The sequence below is a fragment of the Kribbella sp. NPDC048928 genome, from assembly GCF_043197975.1.
Taxonomy (GTDB): Bacteria; Actinomycetota; Actinomycetes; order Propionibacteriales; family Kribbellaceae; genus Kribbella.
Window position 1 is genome coordinate 1 of record NZ_JBICUC010000001.1, and the last position, 18,910, is coordinate 18,910.

Here is an 18,910-nt window from a genome sequence, read left to right on the forward strand (position 1 = left end):
TCAACGCCTTCGAGATCGCCTTCGACGGCCGCCTCACCACCGGACGCAACTAACCCTCTTCAACCCGAGTTACACCGTTCGTTTGACAGTCCCCTTGCCGCCGTCGGGTCGTGGATCTTGGTTGGTCGGATCGGCGTGTCGGCAACCGAAATCCACGACCCGGCGGGGGCGGGGGCAGCCAACTGCCACGACTCGGCGGACGGGTCGACGTGCGGCGGCCGGCTCCGTGGGATGGTCGTCCTGTTGGACGGCTGGTGGCGGGGTGTCAGTTTGATGCGTACCTAGTGCGGGTGCTGGTGCTGGTGCTGGCGTCTGTGCTCGGCGGATCTGGGCGTGTGGTCGATGGCGCGGGAACAGCGGATGGTTCTTTGCTGTCGTTCGATGGATCGGGCACGACCTTGAGCGCGACGGCCGGCGTCGGCGCTGCAGCATCACCCCACGGATCCACTGGGAGCGAGGTACGCCTGGTCGGGAGTGGCTCATCGGCCCATGGGGCTTTCGGGATCGACGACTCCGCGCCGGCGCGCGACATGGGTAGTTCGTCATCGGCCCAGGGCGCCGTCGGTTGCGCCGACTTCATTGTGATCCGAGGCGCCGGCATCTCGTCACCCCAGGGATCGCGTGCAGGATCCACAACCGTCAGCGGCGAGCCGCCACGCGACGTGGGCAGGTCGCCGTCGCCCCACGGGTCATGCGCGGTACGCGGTGCTGTTGAGGGTTGGCCCTGTTGCGGAGACAGGTCTGCATCGCCCCATGGGTCGGGTGCGGGGCCGGAGAGGGACGGTGGTGGGGTGGGCGGTGGGGGTTGGTGGACTAGTTGGGCTGTGGGTGGTTGGTATTTGTTGGGTGGGATCTGGGTGGGGGTGGACCAGGTGGGGCGGGTTACCTGGACTGTGCCGTTGAGGATTCGGATCTGCCAGTGGCCGGAGTGCAGGTCGATGTGGTGGCGTTTGCAGAGCAGGGCGAGGTTGGAGACGGCGGTGATTCCGCCGTCTGCCCAGTGGATGATGTGGTGGGCTTCGCAGTGCGAGGGTGGGGCTCCGCAGACCACGCAGCCCTTGTCTCTGGCGTTGAGGACTCGGCGCATGTGGCGGGTGACCAGGCGTTGGGTGGTGCCTACGTCGAGCGGTTGCGATTTGGAGCCGAGGACGATCGGGAGTACCTCGGCGTCGCAGGCGAGGCGGCGTACGGTCGCGGCTGACAGGTTGTCGCCGAAGATCAGGGCGCCGGTGGCGTCGGTGGTCGCGGACGCGAGGTCGTTGAAGTCGATCGTGATGCTGATGTGCGGTTTCGGACCATGACCGGGCACAACCTCAGGCACCGTGCTGCCGCGAGTGTCTGCAGCGGCCTCCAGGTCAGGTCCCTCGGCATCCCGCACATCAGCCATCAGGTCAGGCTGCTCGGCGCTGTTCGTGTCTTCTGCGTTCTGCTTGGTGGTAGGGCGCTGCGCGGTGGGGGTTTGGCTTGGGGTGTTGAGGAGGGCGGTCAGGGCGTCGGCTTGGCGCTTGGTGAGGGGGCGGGGGTCCGGTTCGCCGTCGGTGGTTTTGTGCGGGCGGGAGTTGGCGTGGATGAGAGTGCGGAAGAGTTCGGCGTTCTCGTTCGCCAGGTAGCCCTCGAAGGTCAGGCCGCGGTCGGCTGGTTTGAGGGTCAGTCGTTCGCGGGTGTAGGCGTCCTTCTCGTTGGGCTCTGGACCGTCGGGGTCCAGGCGGTCGCGGATCAGGCGGCCGGCGCGGCGCAGTTCTGCGGGGGTGTGGGTGGCGGCGAGGCCGATCAGCTCTTGCTCCGCGACGGCGAGGTTGTCGAGGGGGACGGTGTCCGGAACCTGGTCCAGGACTCCGATGATTGCTGCGGCTTGCGCTGGACTCACCCGCCAGCCGCGCCCGGCGTCAGGTTGACCTTCCACTGATTGGCTGTCCGTCTGGGACCCGGCAGCCCCTTCGCCGACAGGAGCCTCGCCCTCGGCAGCACCCTCACCGTCGGCAGGGGTGGCTTGTGCGGGGTTGTGGAACGGGGTCTGCGGGTCAGGGAGAGCCTCGCTGGTGGCGGGGTAGGTGGTCAGGCGGTTGGCGATGCGGACCTCGCGGCGGGTGTCGCGGAGGTCTTGGCGATAGCGGGTGGCCAGCAGGCGGGCGGTGTCGCCGGCGCCCAGGTCCTGCGCATAGCCGGACGCGTCCAGCCTCGCCGTCAGCTGCCACCTGAGCGTCCTGAAGCGGGCCTCCTCGGCGACGGCCGCGTCGAGAGCCGACAGCGCTTCGCTGTCACTCATCGACCAGACGGGCCGCGCGCCGAGGATCTCCATGCCCACAACTCTAGACACGCCCTCCGACAGTTTTCCAACGCCAGAAGCCCTTATTTTCAAGACGATTCGCCCGAAAAGTTATCCACAGGCGATCGGCTCGTCCACAGGCACCCATACAGTTGCCCAGGGCCACGAAATAATTGCGTGGCGACCACGGCGGGCGCGGCCCTAGAGTTGTGGGCAGAAGACGAGCCCGGGTGGGCCGGAGTTGATCGGTTATCACCTCATAAGTGGAGTGTCGCAGGTTCGAGTCCTGCCATCGGTTCGCCGATGTAGCTCAGCTGGCTAGAGCATCTTTCCGGTCGACGCACCACGTCCACCCGGGCTCGTCTTGTCATGTCCGGAACCGACAGGGGAGAAAGGAAATGTCCACAGACCCGCTGGCTCAGATCAGCACCCGGCAGACCCGCCAGGACGAGCAGGCCGACCCGCGTCAGCAGAAGAACCGCGCCGGTGGGTACACGTTCGTCCAGGACAACCTCGCGCAGCTACAGCGGTTCCTGACACTCGGTACGACCGGCGGCACGTACTACGCCTCCGTACGCGACCTGACGCAGGAGAACGCCGCACTGGTTGTCGAGCTCGCCCGGACGCAGACGGCCGCAGTAGTGACCGCCGTACTGGACATCTCCGTTTCCGGCCACGCGCCGAAGCCGAACCAGGCCCTGTTCGCGCTCGCCGCCGCAGCCAAGCTGGGTGACAACGAGGGCCGCCGCGCCGCGCTGGCCGCTGTACCGCTGGTGGCTCGCACTGGCACGCACCTGTTCACGTTCGCCGGCTACCTGGAGCAGTTCGGTGGCTGGGGTCGCGGTACGCGCCGGGCGATCGGCAACTGGTACGTCGATCCCGAGCGCACCGTGGACACTGTCGCGTACCAGGTGCTCAAGTATCGGCAGCGCAACGGCTGGACGCACGGCGACCTGCTGCGGCTGTCGCACCCGAAGACGACGGAGCCCGTACGGCGGGAGCTGTTCGACTGGATCCACGGACGTACGGCGGACCTCTCGGCGCTACCGCTGCTCGCTGCGTTCGAGCGGATCCAGGCGACGAGCGACGTCACCGAGGTCGCGGACGTACTGGCACTCAACCGCGCCCTGTCCTGGGAGATGGTCCCGGACCAGTTCCTGAACGAGCCGCGGATCTGGGAGTCGCTGCTCGCGAACGGGCTCCCGCAGACCGCGCTGCTTCGGCAGCTCCCCCGGCTCACCCGGCTGGGGCTGCTCGAGCCGTACGGTACGTGGGCGCGTGTGGTCGCGGACCAGCTCACGGATACCGTACGGCTGCGGAAGGCGCGCGTGCACCCGGTCAACGTACTCGTTGCTCAGCGCACCTATTCCGCCGGTCGCGGTGCTCGGAGTGATCAGACCTGGACACCGTCGCGGCCGATCGTGGATGCGCTCGATGCGGCGTTCTACCGTGCGTACGACGCGGTCGAGCCGACCGGGAAGCGGACGCTGCTGGCGCTGGACGTGTCGGGATCGATGGGGTCGCCGGTTTCGGGCCTGCCGATCACGTGCCGCGAGGCGTCGGCCGCGCTCGCACTTGTGACGGCCGCGACCGAGGCGTCGTACGAGATCGTTGGCTTCACCAGCAAGCGGGCGTTCGGCGACACCGAGCTCACCCGACTCGCGATCAGCCCGCGGCAGCGGCTGGACGATGCGATCCGTACGGTGTCGGGGCTGTCGTTCGGGGCGACGGACTGCTCGCTGCCGATGCAGTACGCGCTGCGGCGGAAGCTCGCGATCGACACGTTCGTCGTCTACACGGACAACGAGACGTGGTACGGCGGCGTACATCCGCACCAGGCGCTGCAGCAGTACCGTCGGGTGATAGGGATCGATGCGCGGCTCGTCGTCGTCGCGATGACCGCCACGTGGAACACGATCGCCGATCCGTCGGATCCGGGCATGCTCGACGTGTCCGGGTTCGACAGCGCAGTACCTGGGCTGATCGCCGACTTCGCCCGTTGAGCCGGCGGACGCGCACCCAAGCGCGCCCGCCGACTCACCTCGGTGCCAGCGCTGCGCCGACGCGGGTGCTCGTCAGTGGCAGTGCTCGTCCGAGTCCGTGGTCGACGGGACACTGCGGCCGGCCGGCTTCTCCCACGGTTCCTGGCGGCCGAGTGCGGTGAAGTCGAGCGCCGTGATCGTGAACGTCATCGAATCGGGCCCCCGGCCGTACGTCGAGTATGTGTGGTGAACCTGCTCCCCCACGCGCAGAAAGCAACTCAACCCGTGCAGATCGAACGGCTGCTCGCCCTGCGTGTGCTCGTTGTTCGCTCGGGCGTCCCACTCGGCCTTGCTGCGATAGTTGTACTCGAACGGCACGACGGACTCGTCCAGCGTGACGTGGTAGTCGTAGTTGAAGTCACTCCCGTACGACGAGTACCACGGGAACTGCCAGCCGCGGGCGGTGCGGTACGCGTCCAGCTTCTCGTACGGTGCCCTCGACACCAGCGCGAACGTGGTGTTCAGGTCGTGCATCGCGTCCACCGACCCGATCTCGTCGACGAAACCGGTGCAGTTCGGGCAACCGGCATCCCACTCCGGCTGGAACATGAAGTGGTACACCACCAACTGCGAACGTCCCTCGAACAACTGCAGCAGGCTCGCCTCGCCGGTCGCGCCCGTGAACGCGTACGGCTTGTCCACGAGCACCATCGGCAACTCGCGGCGCCGTGCGTTCAGCGCGTCTCGCTCCTTGGTGAACGCCTTCTCCGCGGCCAGCAGCTCCTGCCGCGCCAGCACCCACTCGTCCCGCCCGACCACATCCGGCAAACTCATCCCAGTCCTCCTTCACCCAACAGAACACCCGGTACGTCGGAACCAACCCCGCCGGTTCGACATCCCACGCTAGGTCTTGGATGGGGTGTTTGCGGTTGCGGAGGGGATGTTGGTCCGGCGGGCGACCCGGGGTGAGTGAGAAGCTGGGGGTATGCGTAGGCGGGTGCGGACCAGCGTCGTGATCTTGCTGCTGGTCGTGCTCCTGGGCGGGGCCGGGTACGTGGGCTGGGTCCTCGTACAGCGGTCTGAACCGGTCTCGTTGCCGGAGACGACCGGTGGGTTCCAGGTCGGTCGGCGGACGTTCGAATGGACCGACAGTCCGCGCCGCGACCCGTACACGGACGGCCCGCGGCGGCTCGCGGTCTGGCTCTGGTACCCGGTGGCGAAGGACACCACCGGCCAGCACGTGCAGTACGCCCCTGGCGAGTGGAGCGGTCTGCACCTGAAGTCCCCGATCTCGGTGTTCCAAGGCCCGTTCGACACCCTCCAGGATCGCGCTCTCGACCGCGTCCTGATCGCCCCGGGCAAGTTCCCGGTCGTCGTGCTGATGCCGGGGATGGGCCTGTCGGCGCCGATGTACGCCGCCCTCGCCGAGGACCTCGCCAGTCACGGTTACCTGGTCGCCGGCGTCACGCCGACGTACAGCGCGAACCTCACCGTCCTCGGCGGCCAGACCGTCGAGAGCAAACCCGCCGCGAACCCGCCGAACCTCGGCGACAGCAGCGAGGGCTCCCAGCAGACCGGCGACCACCTCGTCGGCATCTGGGCAGCCGACGCCCGGTTCGCGGCCGGCATGGTCGCCAAGCAGCTCCCGGGCTCGGTCGAGCCGGCGGTCGGCGCGTCGTACATCGGGCACTCGTTCGGCGGCGCCGCCTCGCTGGAGGCCTGCCGGCTGGACCAGCGGTGCGCGGCCGCGGTCGACGTGGACGGCATCCAGTTCGGCGACGTGGTGAAGAAGGGCGTGAAGGCGCCGGTCATGCTGCTCGGCGCCGACGACTCCTGCATCACCAGCGTCTGCGGACCGGACGCCAAGAACGACACCGGCCGCGACCGCGCCCTCTCGTTGCTCAAGGCAAGCACCGGTACGTCGTGGTGCGCCACGGTCCCCGGCACCAAACACTTCAACTTCACCGACTACGGCGTCTACTACCTCGCGTACCCGCTACGCCGCTTCCTCCCACTCGGCAGTACAGGCCCGCGGCACGCCCTCACCGTAACGAGCGGCTACCTCAACACCTTCCTCTCGCACGCGATCTACAAGACCGCGGCCCCCGGCGCACCGGTCTGCAAGAGCTAGAGATCCAGCTCGTACGTCTGTCCGTGCAGGCTGTCGCCCCACATCTGATGTACTTCTGAACTCACCAACCGGAAGCCCCGCGCGAGATAGATGTGCCGCGCCGCAACCAGTGGTTCGTTCGTCCACAGCACCATGCGCTTGTAGCCGGCCGAGCGCGCGAACGCCAGGCACGTGTCGACCAGCTCAGCACCGAGCTTGAGACCACGCGCGGCCGGCGTCACGAGCAGCAACCGCAGCTGTGCTGTCGTCGCATCCGGCCCGCGGACGCAGAAGATGCTGCCGGCCCGCTCCCCGTCCACCTCGGCGATCCATGCGGCCTCGCGGTCGTCGTCGTGGTCGGAGGCGTACGCGGACACGATCTGCGCGATCAGCGTCTCGTACGCCGCGCCCCAGCCGTACTCGGCCGCATAGATCTCCGCATGCGACTGCACAACCCAGCCGAGATCTCCAGGCTGTCCCAACTTCCTGATCAGTTTCGTCATCCCCAGCCCACCGTCCTACTGACACGAGTGTTTCAGTAGGCGATACTAGCCCTGTGCCGACGACAAGGGAAGCGCCCTCCGCGCGCCAGCAGGAACTGCTGGAACGTGCGTACGCCTACTCACTCACCCACGGGCTGGGCGACCTGTCGCTGCGCCCGCTGGCGACCGCGATCGGCTCCAGCCCGCGCGTGCTGCTGTTCCTGTTCGGCAGCAAGGACGGCCTGATCCGCGCCCTGCTCGCCCGCGGCCGCGCCGACCAACTCGAGCTGCTCCGCCGGACCGAGCAGCGCTACGACGACCCGCCCGGCCTGACCGTCATCGCCCGCGAGCTCTGGACCTGGCTCGCCGCACCGGAACGCCGCCCGCTGATGACGTTCTGGGTGGAGGCGTACGGCCGCTCACTCGTCGCGCCCGACGGCCCGTGGGCCGACTTCGCCCGCTCCACGGTCGACGACTGGCTCCAGCTCCTCGAGGCGAGCGAACCCAACCAGTCCGCGGCCCGCCGCACCGCCGTCCTGGCCATCCTCCGCGGCGCCCTGATCGACCTTCTCGCCACCGCCGACCTCGACCGCACCACCGCCGCCGTCGAGGACTATCTCAACCAGAGCTAGCGTCCGAAGATCCGAGGGCTCCTGCACCACAGTTCTTCGGACGCAAGCGGCTACGCCAGCTCGAAGGCGACGGTGCGTTTGGCGATGTCGGCCTCGACGAGCTTGACGCGGGTCTGCTGGCCGAGGGGCAGGGCGGTGCCGGTGACGCGGCCCTCGATGGCGAGCTTGGTCAGCGCGACGATGCCGCGGTTGTCGTCCTTGTCGTCGACGTCCGTGATGACGCCGTCGAAGACCGCGCCGATCTGGTCGGCGACCAGACCCGCCTCGACCATGCTGACGATCGACCGTTCGTACGCGTGCGCGCGCCGGTCCGCGTCATCCATGATCTTCGGGATCTCCTCCATCGACTCGCGGACCCAGGCCGGCACCTCCGCACCGGCCGAGAGCGCGACGCAGATCTCCCCCGCCCAACGGTCCACCAACCGCCGCAGCGGCGCGGTGACGTGGGCGTACTCCGCCTTCATCGCGGCGTGCTGCGGATTCTCCGGGACGCTGCCGTCGAAGGCCGAGTACCCGGCGCCACGGAACAGCACCGTGCAGGCCGCCAGCATCGCCGCGTGGGCGGGGACCTTCGGGTCGAGCCCGTGGATGAATTCGGCGTACGACAGGCTGTCCGGCCACTCGATGCCGAGCGCCTTCGCGGTGTTGCCGAGCTTGCGGCGCAGATCGTCGTGCGACTCGGGCAGCGTCCGCAGGATGCCGATCTTGCCCTTCATCATCAACTGCGCGGCGGCCATGCCGGTGAGCAGCGAGATCTGCGCGTTCCAGCCCTCGACCGGCAACGGCGCGCGGAACTCCAGGCCCCAGCCGCTGTCCGACGTGACGACCTCCTGGTCCGGGATCGGCAGGTTCACACCACCGCGCTCCAGCTCGCACTGCTCGCGGAGCTTCCCGACCTCGCGGAGCAGCTGCAGCGATTCGGACGCCGTACCGGCATCGAGGTCCTGCTGTACGCCCGCGTAGTTGAGCTTCGCACGTGACTTGACCAGAGCGCGCTCGCAGGTGACGCCGGTGATCTGACCGGCTGCGTCGAGCGCGACCGTCCACAACAGGGCGGGACGGACCTGGTCGGGCAGCAGCGACGCGGCGCCCTCGGAGAGCTCCGGTGGGTGCAGCGGGGTCCGCTTGTCGGGCGCGTACAGGGTCTCGCCGCGGCGACGCGCCTCGGTGTCGATCGGGTCGCCGGCCTGTACGAACGCGGCCACGTCAGCGATCGCGTAGTGCACCGTGAAGCCGTCGCCGGTGCGCTCGATGTGCAGCGCCTGGTCGAGATCCATCGAGTCCGGCGGGTCGATCGTGACGAACTCGAGGTCCGTACGGTCGAGCTCCGGCAGCCGCGCGTTCTGCGCCGCGGCCACGGCGGCGGCCGTCACCTCGGGCGGGAACTCCGCGGGCACCTCCTGCTCCCGGCGGATGTCCTGCAACGATGCGCGAAAGACCTCCGGCACATCCTCAGCGAAACGAACCCTCTGCAGCGGCATGGGGTCAGACTAGACGTTGTGTCCGAAGATCCGTGGTGCATCGCCCTCGGATCTTCGGACGCAAGGCTCGTCAGGGCACGACATTGAAGGAGCGAAGGGACGCGAGGCCGTCGGCGTACCAGTGCGCCTCGGTGATCGTTGCCGGGCGCAGCTCCATCCGGAAGAGCGAGGACATCGGGGCCTGCAGCACCGATCGCACCATCAGCTTGATCGGCGTCACGTGCGTGACCACGACGACCGTCTTGCCCGGGTACCGCGCCAGCAGCCCGTCCCGCGCCGAGCGTGCGCGCCGGGCGCAGGTGTCGAACGATTCGCCACCGGGCGGCGCGACGCTCGTCGACTCCAGCCACGCGTTCAGCGCGTCCGGCCACTTCTCCTGGATCTCCGCGAACGTGTGCCCGTCCCAGTCGCCGAACGCGACCTCCCGCCAGCCGTCGTCCACGACCGGCTCGAGGCCGAGCTTCGCGGCGACCGCCGCCGCGGTCTCCTGGGTCCGGCGCATCGGCGACACCACCAGCGCGTCCACCTCGCCGACCCGCGACAGGTACTCGGCTGCAGCCAGCGCCTGCGTACGGCCGGTCTCGCTCAGCCCCGGGTTGTCACCACCGGAACCGGAGAACCGCTTCTCCGCGGTATGCGGGGTCTCGCCGTGCCGCAGGAAGATCAGCCGCGTCGGCGGCTCGGCCACCGGGCCCCACCCGCGCACCGACTTCTCGAGATCGGAGGGCTCCGCGGCCGGCTTGGCCGCCACCGGTACGTCCGCGGGCTGCAGCGGGATCGGTACGTTGTCGAGCGCGTTGTTCGCGAGCGCGTCCGCGGCGGAGTTCTGGGCGCGCGGCACCCAGGTCCACTCGGTCCCGAACGGCGCCAGCCCCTGCGCCTTGATCGCCAGCGGCTGCAGGTCCGGGTGCTTGATCTTCCAGCGGCCGGCCATCTGCTCGATGACCAGTTTGGAGTCCATCCGTACCTCGATGGACGCGTCCGGCGCGTACTCGGCGGCGAGCTCGAGGCCCGCGACCAGACCGGAGTACTCCGCGACGTTGTTGGTGGCGATGCCGAGCGTCTTGCCCTGCTGCGCGATCACCTTCCCGCTCACCGGGTCACGGACGAGCGCACCGTACGCAGCAGGCCCCGGATTCCCCCGGGACCCCCCATCAGCCTCGACGATGACGTGGGTGTAGGTCATGCCGCGCTGTCCGCCGTGCGTACGAGGATGCGGCCGCACTCCTCACAGCGCAGGACGGCATCGGGGGCAGCCGCCTTGATCGCGTTCAGGTCGGACGGTGCGAGCTCCATCCGGCAGCCCATGCAGCGCTTGCCGACGAGCGGCGCCGCGCCGATGCCGCCGTTGTGGTCGCGCAGCCGCTGGTACTGCGCGATGAGCTGCTCGGGCAGCTCGGCCGCGACGCCCGCACGCTTGTCGGCGAGGCCGGCGCGCTGCTCGTCGAGCTCCTTGAGGACGGTGTCGCGGGACGTCTCCAGCTCGGACTGCCGGCCGGCGAACGCCTCGGCGCGGGACCGCAGGTCGGCCTGCACGACCTCGGCTGCCTCGAGCTTCTCCATCACCTCGAGCTCGGAGTCCTCCAGGTCGGAGATCCGCCGGTCCAGCGAACCGATCTCGTGCTGCAGGTTCTCCAGGTCGCGGGGCGAGGTGACCTGACCGGAGTCGAGCCGCTGCTGGTTGCGGGACCGGCGCTGCCGGACCTGCTCGACGTCGCTGTCGGCCTTCTTCTGCTCACGCTGCAGGTCGCTGACCTCAGTGTCGGCGGTAACCAGCTCGCGGTCGACGACGGACTTCTCGGCGGTCAGCTCCTTGAGCGCCTGGTGCTCGGGCAACGACGCGCGTTTGTGCGCGACCTGATCCAGCTGCAGGTCGAGATCCTGCAGGTCCAGCAACCGGCGTTGGACGGCGGGCTCGGCGTTCAGAGTCGGCTCCTTCAAATCGTTGGCGGCGTACTCAGATCCGCAGGGTCCATGCGTCCGTGCAGAGAGTTGAGATGTGGGAGTCCACGGTACTGCCTGCGGCCGCGAGCGCCTCGCGCAGGAGGCGCTCCGCGTCCGCGAGCCACGGCCACTCGCTCGCCCAGTGTGCGACGTCGACGAGCGCCGGGTCGCCGTACGCCCGGGCCTCGGTGGCCGGATGGTGCCGCAGGTCCGCGGTCAGGTACGCGTCGACGCCCGCCGACCGGACCCGGTCGAACTCGGAATCGCCTGCTCCCCCGACCACCGCAACGGTCTCGATCGTCCGGTCCGGATCCCCCGACACCCGGACGCCGTGCTCGGTCCGCGGCAGGCTCTCCGCGACCAGCCGCGCGAAGTCCGCCAGCGGCAGCGGCTCCGCGAGGACACCGACCCGCCCGCCACCACGCTCGCTCGGCAGCTCGGCCAGCTCGTAGAAGTCGTACGCCGGCTCCTCGTAGGAATGCGCCGCGAGCAGAGCCTCGGCAACCGCCCGGCGCTTGTGGCGCGGCAGGATCATCTCGATCCGGTCCTCGCGGACGACCTCGATGTCGCCGATGCTCCCGATCGTCGGGTTGGCGCCCTCGAGCGGCCGGAACGTCCCTTCGCCGGTCACGCTCCAGGCGGCACGCTCGTAGTTGCCGACCTGTCCGGCACCGGCCTTCGCCAAAGCGTCGAGCATCGCCTGCGTCTCCGCGACCGGTACGCCGACGACGACCTTGTCCATCGGCTCGGCCGGCATCGCCTTCAGCGGGCGGGTGTCGCGCAGCCCGATCGCGGCGGCCAGGGCGTCGCTGACACCCAGGTTCGCGTTGTCGGCGTTGGTATGACAGACGTGCAGTGCGACGCCGGCGCGGATCAGGTCGTGGATCACGCGGCCCTTCGGCGTCGTCGCGGCCACGCTGTTCACCCCGCGGAGCAGCAGCGGGTGATGCGTGACGAGCAGATCGAAACCACCGTCGATCGCCTCGTCGATCACGGCCCGCATCGGATCGACCGCGAACAGGATCCGCCGTACCTCCTGCTCCGGGTCGCCGGTCACCAGGCCGACCGCGTCCCAGGACTCCGCCCAGGCAGGGTTGTAGAGCCGATCGAGTACAGCGAGCACGTCCGCAAGCGTCGTCACGCGCTTATCCTGACATTCGCGCGACCGCATGGACCGTGACGGGGGCAACCGCCCGGTGCCCCCGCCACGACGAGGTTCTGTCCGGCGATGGATCGCCAGACAGAACCTTGGGCCGCCGGTACCGGTGACGGCGTGGAGGTGCGGCCGCCCCGCCGCATCCACCACAACACCCGTACCGGCGGGTTTCGCCCCGGCCACAGGGGGAGGGCCGTCTCGGGACGGCTCGACCGGAGCGAGTCTGAGGTCTAGGGAGACACGCCCTAGATCAGCCAGGCGGTGGTGTCGCCCGGCAGCTTGTCGCCGTCGAGCGGACCGCTGGACAGGACGACCGCGGCGTCGGGCAGCTCGATCGGCGCGGCGCCGAAGTTCGTCACGCACTGCCAGCCGCCGGCGCGGACGAAGTGCAGGACGTCGTCGCTCTCGTCGACCCAGGTCAGCGCGCTCCCGGTGCGCAGGCCTCGGCGTACGGCCAGAGCCTTGCGGTACAGGCTCAGCGTCGACTCCGTGTCGTCCTGCTGCGCTTCGACGGAGTACGCCCCGAACCACTTCGGCTGCAGCAGGTGCGCTCCGCCCGTACCGAAGCCGAACGACAGCCCGCCAACGGTCCATGGGAGCGGTACGCGGCACCCGTCGCGGCCCTTCTCGGCGCCCTTGGAACGGAAGTACGCCGGGTCCTGCAGGTTCGCGGCCGGGAGCTCGCCTACCTCCTGGAGGCCGAGCTCCTCACCCTGGTACAGGTACGCCGAGCCGGGCAGTGCCAGCATCAGCAGGGTCGCGGCGCGGGCCCGGCGCAGGCCGAGCGCGACGTCGACGGTTGGCTCGGTGCCGTTGCTCAGCAGCCAGTCCTTGCCGTCCTGCCAGCCGCCCTTAGGGTTCTTCGGCAGGCCGTACCGGGTGGCGTGCCGGACGACGTCGTGGTTCGAGAACACCCACGTCGACGAGGACCCGTTCTGCTCCGCGAACGCGAGGTTCTCCTCGATCACCCGCCGGAACTTCTCGTACTCGAAGTCGGCCTGCAGCAGGTCGAAGTTGAACGCCTGCCCGAGCCCGTCGGCGCTCGCGTACCGCGCCCGGCGAGCGGCCGGCACGAACGCCTCGGCGACCGCGGACCGCGGCGGGTCGTAGCTGTTCAGCAGCTTGCGCCAGTCCTTGTAGATCTCGTGGACGCCGTCCTGGTCCCACAGCGGGTGCTGACCGTTGGACTCCGACTGCCGGGGCAGCGTGGTCTTGGACGGGAACGGCTCGGACAGGTTCTTCACGAGCGCATGCGCGACATCGACCCGGAAGCCGTCCACGCCGCGATCCGACCAGAACTTCAGCGTCTCCAGGAAGTCCGCGCGGACCTCGGGGTGCTCCCAGTTGAGGTCCGGCTGCTCGGCCGCGAACAGGTGCAGGTACCACTGGCCATCGTCGGTCTGTGCCCAGGCCGACCCGCCGAACACCGAGTCCCAGTCCGACGGCGGCTGGTCGGGAGCGCCACCCTCCGGACCGTCGCGGAAGATGTAGCGGTCCCGGGCCGGGTGCCCCTTGGCCGCCTCGAGCGCCTCGACGAACCACTCGTGCCGGTTCGAGGTGTGGTTCGGGACGATGTCGACGATCAGCTTGATGCCCGCGTCGTGCAGCGCGCCGATCAGCTCGTCGAAGTCCGCCAGCGTGCCGAGCCGCGGGTCGACGTTGCGGTAGTCGTCGACGTCGTACCCGCCGTCGGCCAGTGCGGACGGGTAGAACGGGCTCAGCCAGACCGCGTCGATGCCCAGCGCCACCAGGTACGGGACTCGACTGATGATGCCCGGCAGATCACCCACGCCGTCGCCGTTCGCGTCGGCGAAGCTGCGCGGATAGATCTGGTACACGACGGCCTGCCGCCACCAGTCGGCCTGAGTCGTCTGGCCCGTTTGGGTCGTCTGCGGACTCGTCACGATCGCCTCACTCGGAATCTGTTGGTCACCCGGGGTTTATATATAGGCTCTAAATTTAGAATCTGCATGTATTCTGCGGTCGGTACGACGACGAGGTCAAGGGGCATTCATGGCGAAACCACCGGCAACCCCGCCAACGGCCACGCCGACGATGTTGCGGCGGGTGAACGCGGGCAAGGTACTCGGCGTGCTCACCCGCGCCCGGGTGATGACCGGAACGGGCCTGATCGAGGCCACCGGCCTCACCCGCGCCACCGTGCACGCGGTCTGCAACGACCTCATCTCGATGGGCTGGGTGGTCGAGCTAGACCCCGGCCGGACCACGGTCGGGCGGCCGTCGAGGCGGTTCGAGTTCAACAGCCAGGCCGGGTACGTACTTGGGATCGACATCGGTGCCGCCAAGACCACTGTGCTGGTCTCGGACCTGCGCGGCGAGACGGTCGCGAAGGCCGGGCGGTCCGCGGCCGGTGTGAAGACGCCGGGCGAGCGGACCGGGATCGTGCACGAGACGGTGCTCGAGGCGCTCGGGTCCGCAGGCGTGTCGGACGCTCAGGTCCTCGCCGCGGGTGCCGGCGTGGCCGCTCCGGTCGATCGGGAGGGGAACATCCTGGTCGACGACGAGTTCTGGCGGCGGTTCGACACCGGGCTCTCGACGCGGCTCACCGACCTGCACGGCTGGCCGGTCCTGCTCGAGAACGACGCGAACCTCGCGACCCTCGGCGAGCGCTGGCGCGGCGAGGCCCGCAACGTCGACGATCTCGTCGTCCTGCTCGCCGGTGAGCGGTTCGGCTCCGGGCTGATGGACTCCGGGCGGTTGCTGCACGGCAGCCGTGGCGGTGCCGGTGAGATGGTGTTCCTGAAACTGATCGAAGGCGTTGGCGACACCCACGGTATCGCCCGGATCGCCCGTGAGAGCGGGACGGCAGCGGCCGCGGACCCGAGCGTGGACACGTCGTTGCGATCACTCGCCACCGGCGGTGAAGTGACCGCCGAGCAGGTGTTCCGCGCGGCGGCGGACGGCGACAAGGTTGCCCAGGGCATCCTTCACGACATCGCCGGACGTACGGCCCGGGTGGTCGCCACCCTCGGCACACTCTTCAACCCCGAGCTCGTCGTCCTCGGCGGCGCGGTCGCGGAAGCTGCCGCCGCGCTGCTCCCCGACCTCGAGGAACAACTGGCCCACTACACCAGCACTCCCCCGCGCGTCGCCGTCTCGTCCCTCGGCGACGCGATCGTCTCGGTCGGCGCCGTCCGCCACGCCCTCAACTATGTCGAGCAGCACGCCCTCGACCTGGAACTCACCTGCCGCCCCACGTAACCATTGTGTCCGATGTGTGGGTGCCGACCACTCCCTCACTGAGCCGTGCACCGGGATCGGGCAGCAGGATGGGGCAGCGGGATGGGGCGGCGGGCGGGGCGGACAGTTCGACAGGACATGTCGGTCGGTGTCTGGCCGGTGGGTAGTGCACCTGAGCGTGAAAGTGCGTTGCGCGTACGGTGTCTCGGGGTGCACTACCTGTCGAAATGTCCCGGCCCAGCCCGGCCCGGCCCGGTCGGTTGGTCGGTTGGCTGGTGAACTGGGCGGCGTGCGAGGGCGGTGGCGGAGGGTTCGGACAGGCAATGGTGGGTTCGGACAAGCAGTGGTGGGTTCGGACAAGCAGTGGTGGGGGTGGACCGGCAGCGTGCGTCGTGGATAGGTCGTTACCTGTGCCAGCCCTCCAGTTCCGTCCCGGAATCGTCACGCCCGTCCGCCGTCGGTCCACCCACACATCCGACTGGAGAGCCGGTTAACCCCTTGAAACGCCCCTTCATCCCACGCATGCGAGGGGTGGAGGGGCAACTTCGCTGGTTAACCTCTGAAACGGCGTGGGCGGGGTTGGCGGAGCGGGGTTGGCGGCTAGCGGGTGAGTTGGCGGGCGATGGCTTCCAGGACGATCTTGTTGCGGCCGGAGGTGGTGGCGGAGGGGACTCCGGCTGGGACGAGGGCCTGGTCCTCGGGGATGCCGGTGCAGAGGACGAAGACGTTGTCTGGGTGACCCTCAACGAGGTGCGTGAGGGCTGCGCGCATCCACGGCGTACGACCGGCGTCCTGGACCGCGATCACCAGCGGACGGCCCTGAGCGGCCTTGGCGGCGCGGGCGATCGCGTCGTTCTCGGGTTCCGCGTTCGCGGTCAGGTGGTGCTCGCCGCGGAGCACGACACCGGCCGCGGCCGGCGCGACTCGGGTGAAGATCTCCGGGAGGCCTGAGAAGTAGGGGTTCCAGGCCGGATGCAAACCCTGCGTCAGATCGATGACGTACGGCGCCGCGCCGAGCTGTGGGAAGGTCTGCCTGGCCACCACCCGGGCCGCGACCTCGCGGATCGGGGCGCCGTCCAGACCGGGCTGCCGGGTGCGCTGCCCGAGCGACGCGGCCAACGTACGCACGCGGGCCGCGGCATCAGCGACGCGTTCAGCCGGGAGTACGCCGGTACGTACGGCCTCGACCACGCGGGCGGTCAGCGCCTGCGGGTCCGCCGTACCGACCGCGATCATCGCCAGGTCCGCGCCGGCACCGATCGACGCGACGGCGGCGTCCTCGATCGAGCGGTTCTTGGTGATCGCCTGCATCTCGAGGGCGTCGGTGGTGACGACGCCGGCGAACCCGAGCTCTTCGCGCAGGAGTCCGGTGAGCAGCCGGTGTGAGAGCGTGGCGGGCTGATCGTCGTACGCCGAGAAGATGATGTGCGCGCTCATCACGACGTCGGCGCCGGCGGCGATGGTCGCGCGGAACGGCGCCAGCTCGACGGCCTGGACCTCGTCGATCGAGCGGTCGACGCGCGGCAGGTCGGTGTGCGAGTCGACCGAGACGTCTCCGTGGCCCGGGAAGTGCTTCGGGCAGGCGGCGATCCCGGCCTCGTGTACGCCCTCGACGAACGCGACGCCGTGCCGGGAGACGACCTCCGCGGTCCGGCCGAACGAGCGGGTGGAGATGATCGGGTTCGCCGGGTTGCTGTTCACGTCGACCGACGGCGCGAGCATCAGGTCGATGCCGAGCGACGCCAGGGTGGCAGCCGCGTCACGGGCGGCGGCGCGGGTCAGGTCGACGTCGTCCAGGTCGCCGAGCAGCCGCGGGGACGCGAGCGGCCACGGGTTGGCCGGCGCGAGATGGCTGAACTCGCCGCCCTCGTGGTCGATCGCGACAATCAGATCCGGCCGTTCGGCTCGCAGATCGGCGGTGAGGGCAGCCACCTGGTCGGCGTCCGCGACGTTCCGGGTGAACAGGATGACCGCCCCGAGCCCACCCGCCACGGCCCGCCGCAGCTCGTCCGGAGCCGACGTCCCGGTAAACCCGACCACCAACGACCCCGCCGCGTCCCGCTCCAATTCATCACTCATCCCCCAACCCTCCCGCACCCCCGGTCCACGCGCCAGCCGGGTGTCACGCCGTCACCGGGTGCTGACATTCGGCAGCCCAATCGTTCCTCAGGGCTATCGTTGTCAAGGGCTGTCATGGCAGTTAACTGCCGTCTTCCTGCGGGTTTTCCGTGATTATCAGGAATCACCCCTGTCTGTTCGGGCCGACTACGGATAACGTTGTCTCTCGACCTTGACCGCCCTGACGGGGGGACGATGAGCGACGACACAGTGGATGACACCGGGGTGGCACGGCAGACCGTGCTGGGAATCGACATCGGCGGCACGAAGATGGCCGCCGCTTTGGTGTCCGCGGACGGCACCATTCTCACCGGCGACCGGATCCGGACCCCGTCCGGCGGCGCCGACCAGGTGTTCGCCGCGCTCGGCGAGCTGATCGGTCGCGTGCGCGCTCAGGCGCCCGGGGCCGCGCCGCTCGCCGTCGGCATCGGTTCCGCCGGCCCGCTCGACCAGCAGCACGGCCTGGTTTCGCCGGTGAACATCCCCGGCTGGCGCAACTTCCCGCTCGTCGACCAGGTCCGGGCGCTGACCGGCGACGTACCGGTGGCGCTCGGCCTCGACGGGCACTGCTTCGCGCTCGGCGAGTACTGGAGCGGTGCGGGACGCGAGGCGCACACCCTGCTCGGGATCGTGGTCTCGACCGGTGTCGGCGGCGGTCTGGTCGTCAACGGCAAGCCGCTCGTCGGCCAGTCGGGCAACGCGGCCCACATCGGGCACGTGGTCGTCGACCAGGACGGCGAGGCGTGCGCCTGCGGATCGTTCGGGTGCGTGGAGGCGTACGCGAGTGGCCCGCGGATGGTCGCCCGCGCGCAGCGGAACGGCTGGCGCGCGGACGAGGACGTGGATGCCGAAGTACTGGCTGCCGACGCCGCTGCCGGGGACGCGCTTGCAGTGGCCGCGTTCGACGACGGGGCGCAGGCGCTGGCCGCGGGCATCGTGGCGACGGCCGTGACCGTCGATCTGACCACCGTCGTGATCGGCGGCGGGGTCGCGAAGGCCGGCCCGGTGCTGTTCGACCCGGTGCAGGCGTGGGTGAAGCGGCTCGCGCAACTGCCGTTCGTCACGGACCTCACCGTGGTGCCGGCTCAGCTGGACAACGCAGGCCTGCTCGGGGCCGCCCACCAGGCGTGGGCCGCGCTCTCCTGAAGCGGACAGTCACCGTGGTGCGGTAAAGGTTCTCCCGCACACCTTTGCGCAATTTTTACGAATCTTGCGAATCCGTGTAACAACAGCCCTACGCGCAGCGATGCTACGGATGGATGGGGTGGGGGCACCGTCATCCACGCCCGGTCGAGGGGGCTCGGACCGGGCGGTCCACGGGAGATCGAGGGGGGCCTTGGATCGACCGGAACACGTGAGCGGCGGGTGAGGCGACTCCCCCGCCGCAAGCGTGCGACCCACGGCCGGGAACCAGCATGCCTTCGGCAACGTCCGACCGGTTCGTGCGCGATCGATCCTCAGGAGGGATGGGATCGAACGCGGGTTCTGCACCGTGAACGGCTGACAGTGGTTGCGGGAGCGCGGCCACCGGCCTGACC

Annotated in this window: 14 protein-coding genes; 5 read left to right on the forward strand and 9 right to left on the reverse strand. The window is 69.4% G+C overall.

Translation table 11 applies throughout. The features are described from left to right. Positions 1-265 precede the first annotated feature (265 nt). Positions 266-2,299 carry a DUF222 domain-containing protein gene (locus ACGFI6_RS00005; protein ID WP_393113739.1) on the reverse strand — a complete coding sequence of 678 codons (2,034 nt, stop codon included), beginning with the start codon at positions 2,297-2,299 and terminating at the stop codon, positions 266-268. A 365-nt stretch (positions 2,300-2,664) separates the two neighbouring features. Here ACGFI6_RS00005 and ACGFI6_RS00010 point away from each other — a divergent pair, with 365 nt between their 5' ends. After that, positions 2,665-4,269, forward strand: coding sequence for a TROVE domain-containing protein (locus ACGFI6_RS00010; RefSeq protein ID WP_393113741.1), 1,605 nt, complete (start codon positions 2,665-2,667; stop codon positions 4,267-4,269). 72 nt (positions 4,270-4,341) lie between these two features. On the opposite strand, the gene ACGFI6_RS00015 is transcribed toward ACGFI6_RS00010, so the two are convergent. Next, a complete protein-coding gene (locus ACGFI6_RS00015; protein ID WP_393113743.1) occupies positions 4,342-5,082 on the reverse strand; it encodes a DUF899 domain-containing protein in 741 nt (246 codons plus the stop codon). A gap of 151 nt (positions 5,083-5,233) precedes the next feature. Here ACGFI6_RS00015 and ACGFI6_RS00020 point away from each other — a divergent pair, with 151 nt between their 5' ends. Continuing rightward, on the forward strand, positions 5,234-6,379 hold the full coding sequence (locus tag ACGFI6_RS00020) for a hypothetical protein (RefSeq protein ID WP_393113746.1): 1,146 nt from the start codon (positions 5,234-5,236) through the stop codon (positions 6,377-6,379). Here the strand turns inward: ACGFI6_RS00020 and ACGFI6_RS00025 are convergent. Continuing rightward, positions 6,376-6,861: a GNAT family N-acetyltransferase gene (locus tag ACGFI6_RS00025; RefSeq protein ID WP_393113748.1), complete on the reverse strand. Its 486-nt coding sequence runs from the start codon at positions 6,859-6,861 to the stop codon at positions 6,376-6,378. The genes ACGFI6_RS00020 and ACGFI6_RS00025 overlap by 4 nt on opposite strands. A gap of 53 nt (positions 6,862-6,914) precedes the next feature. Between ACGFI6_RS00025 and ACGFI6_RS00030 the strand changes: the two genes are divergently transcribed. After that, a complete protein-coding gene (locus ACGFI6_RS00030) occupies positions 6,915-7,472 on the forward strand; it encodes a TetR/AcrR family transcriptional regulator (RefSeq protein ID WP_393113750.1) in 558 nt (185 codons plus the stop codon). 50 nt (positions 7,473-7,522) lie between these two features. Here the strand turns inward: ACGFI6_RS00030 and ACGFI6_RS00035 are convergent, their stop codons facing one another. The 5 genes from ACGFI6_RS00035 to ACGFI6_RS00055 form a co-directional block, all read right to left on the reverse strand. Further along, complete coding sequence (locus ACGFI6_RS00035) at positions 7,523-8,953, reverse strand: RNB domain-containing ribonuclease (RefSeq protein WP_393113753.1); 1,431 nt, start codon at positions 8,951-8,953, stop codon at positions 7,523-7,525. 70 nt (positions 8,954-9,023) lie between these two features. Further along, positions 9,024-10,139, reverse strand: coding sequence for a bifunctional RNase H/acid phosphatase (locus ACGFI6_RS00040; RefSeq protein ID WP_393113755.1), 1,116 nt, complete (start codon positions 10,137-10,139; stop codon positions 9,024-9,026). Further along, entirely contained in the window at positions 10,136-10,894 is a 759-nt protein-coding gene (locus ACGFI6_RS00045) for a zinc ribbon domain-containing protein (protein WP_393113757.1), read from the reverse strand. The genes ACGFI6_RS00040 and ACGFI6_RS00045 overlap by 4 nt, the downstream gene beginning before the upstream one ends. Positions 10,895-10,910: 16 nt before the next feature. Next, positions 10,911-12,038 (reverse strand): Nif3-like dinuclear metal center hexameric protein, encoded by a 1,128-nt coding sequence (locus ACGFI6_RS00050; protein ID WP_393113759.1) that lies wholly within the window; start codon positions 12,036-12,038, stop codon positions 10,911-10,913. A gap of 260 nt (positions 12,039-12,298) precedes the next feature. Continuing rightward, complete coding sequence (locus tag ACGFI6_RS00055) at positions 12,299-13,957, reverse strand: alpha-amylase family glycosyl hydrolase (RefSeq protein ID WP_393113761.1); 1,659 nt, start codon at positions 13,955-13,957, stop codon at positions 12,299-12,301. Positions 13,958-14,066: 109 nt separating this feature from the next. Between ACGFI6_RS00055 and ACGFI6_RS00060 the strand changes: the two genes are divergently transcribed. Next, positions 14,067-15,275: an ROK family transcriptional regulator gene (locus tag ACGFI6_RS00060; RefSeq protein ID WP_393113764.1), complete on the forward strand. Its 1,209-nt coding sequence runs from the start codon at positions 14,067-14,069 to the stop codon at positions 15,273-15,275. 579 nt (positions 15,276-15,854) lie between these two features. Here ACGFI6_RS00060 and nagZ read toward each other — a convergent pair. After that, complete coding sequence (gene nagZ, locus ACGFI6_RS00065; protein WP_393113767.1) at positions 15,855-17,333, reverse strand: beta-N-acetylhexosaminidase; 1,479 nt, start codon at positions 17,331-17,333, stop codon at positions 15,855-15,857. 234 nt (positions 17,334-17,567) lie between these two features. Here nagZ and ACGFI6_RS00070 point away from each other — a divergent pair, with 234 nt between their 5' ends. After that, positions 17,568-18,518: an ROK family protein gene (locus ACGFI6_RS00070; RefSeq protein WP_393113769.1), complete on the forward strand. Its 951-nt coding sequence runs from the start codon at positions 17,568-17,570 to the stop codon at positions 18,516-18,518. Positions 18,519-18,910: the final 392 nt, after the last annotated feature.

Excerpts from the sequence above, each read along its gene's own strand:
- ACGFI6_RS00070 (WP_393113769.1), top strand. The coding sequence starts at position 17,568 with ATGAGCGACGACACAGTGGATGACACCGGGGTGGCACGGCAGACCGTG.
- ACGFI6_RS00035 (WP_393113753.1), bottom strand. The coding sequence starts at position 8,953 with ATGCCGCTGCAGAGGGTTCGTTTCGCTGAGGATGTGCCGGAGGTCTTT.
- ACGFI6_RS00060 (WP_393113764.1), top strand. The coding sequence starts at position 14,067 with ATGGCGAAACCACCGGCAACCCCGCCAACGGCCACGCCGACGATGTTG.
- ACGFI6_RS00020 (WP_393113746.1), top strand. The coding sequence starts at position 5,234 with ATGCGTAGGCGGGTGCGGACCAGCGTCGTGATCTTGCTGCTGGTCGTG.
- ACGFI6_RS00015 (WP_393113743.1), bottom strand. The coding sequence starts at position 5,082 with ATGAGTTTGCCGGATGTGGTCGGGCGGGACGAGTGGGTGCTGGCGCGG.
- ACGFI6_RS00010 (WP_393113741.1), top strand. The coding sequence starts at position 2,665 with ATGTCCACAGACCCGCTGGCTCAGATCAGCACCCGGCAGACCCGCCAG.
- ACGFI6_RS00025 (WP_393113748.1), bottom strand. The coding sequence starts at position 6,861 with ATGACGAAACTGATCAGGAAGTTGGGACAGCCTGGAGATCTCGGCTGG.
- ACGFI6_RS00040 (WP_393113755.1), bottom strand. The coding sequence starts at position 10,139 with ATGACCTACACCCACGTCATCGTCGAGGCTGATGGGGGGTCCCGGGGG.
- nagZ (WP_393113767.1), bottom strand. The coding sequence starts at position 17,333 with ATGAGTGATGAATTGGAGCGGGACGCGGCGGGGTCGTTGGTGGTCGGG.
- ACGFI6_RS00005 (WP_393113739.1), bottom strand. The coding sequence starts at position 2,299 with ATGGAGATCCTCGGCGCGCGGCCCGTCTGGTCGATGAGTGACAGCGAA.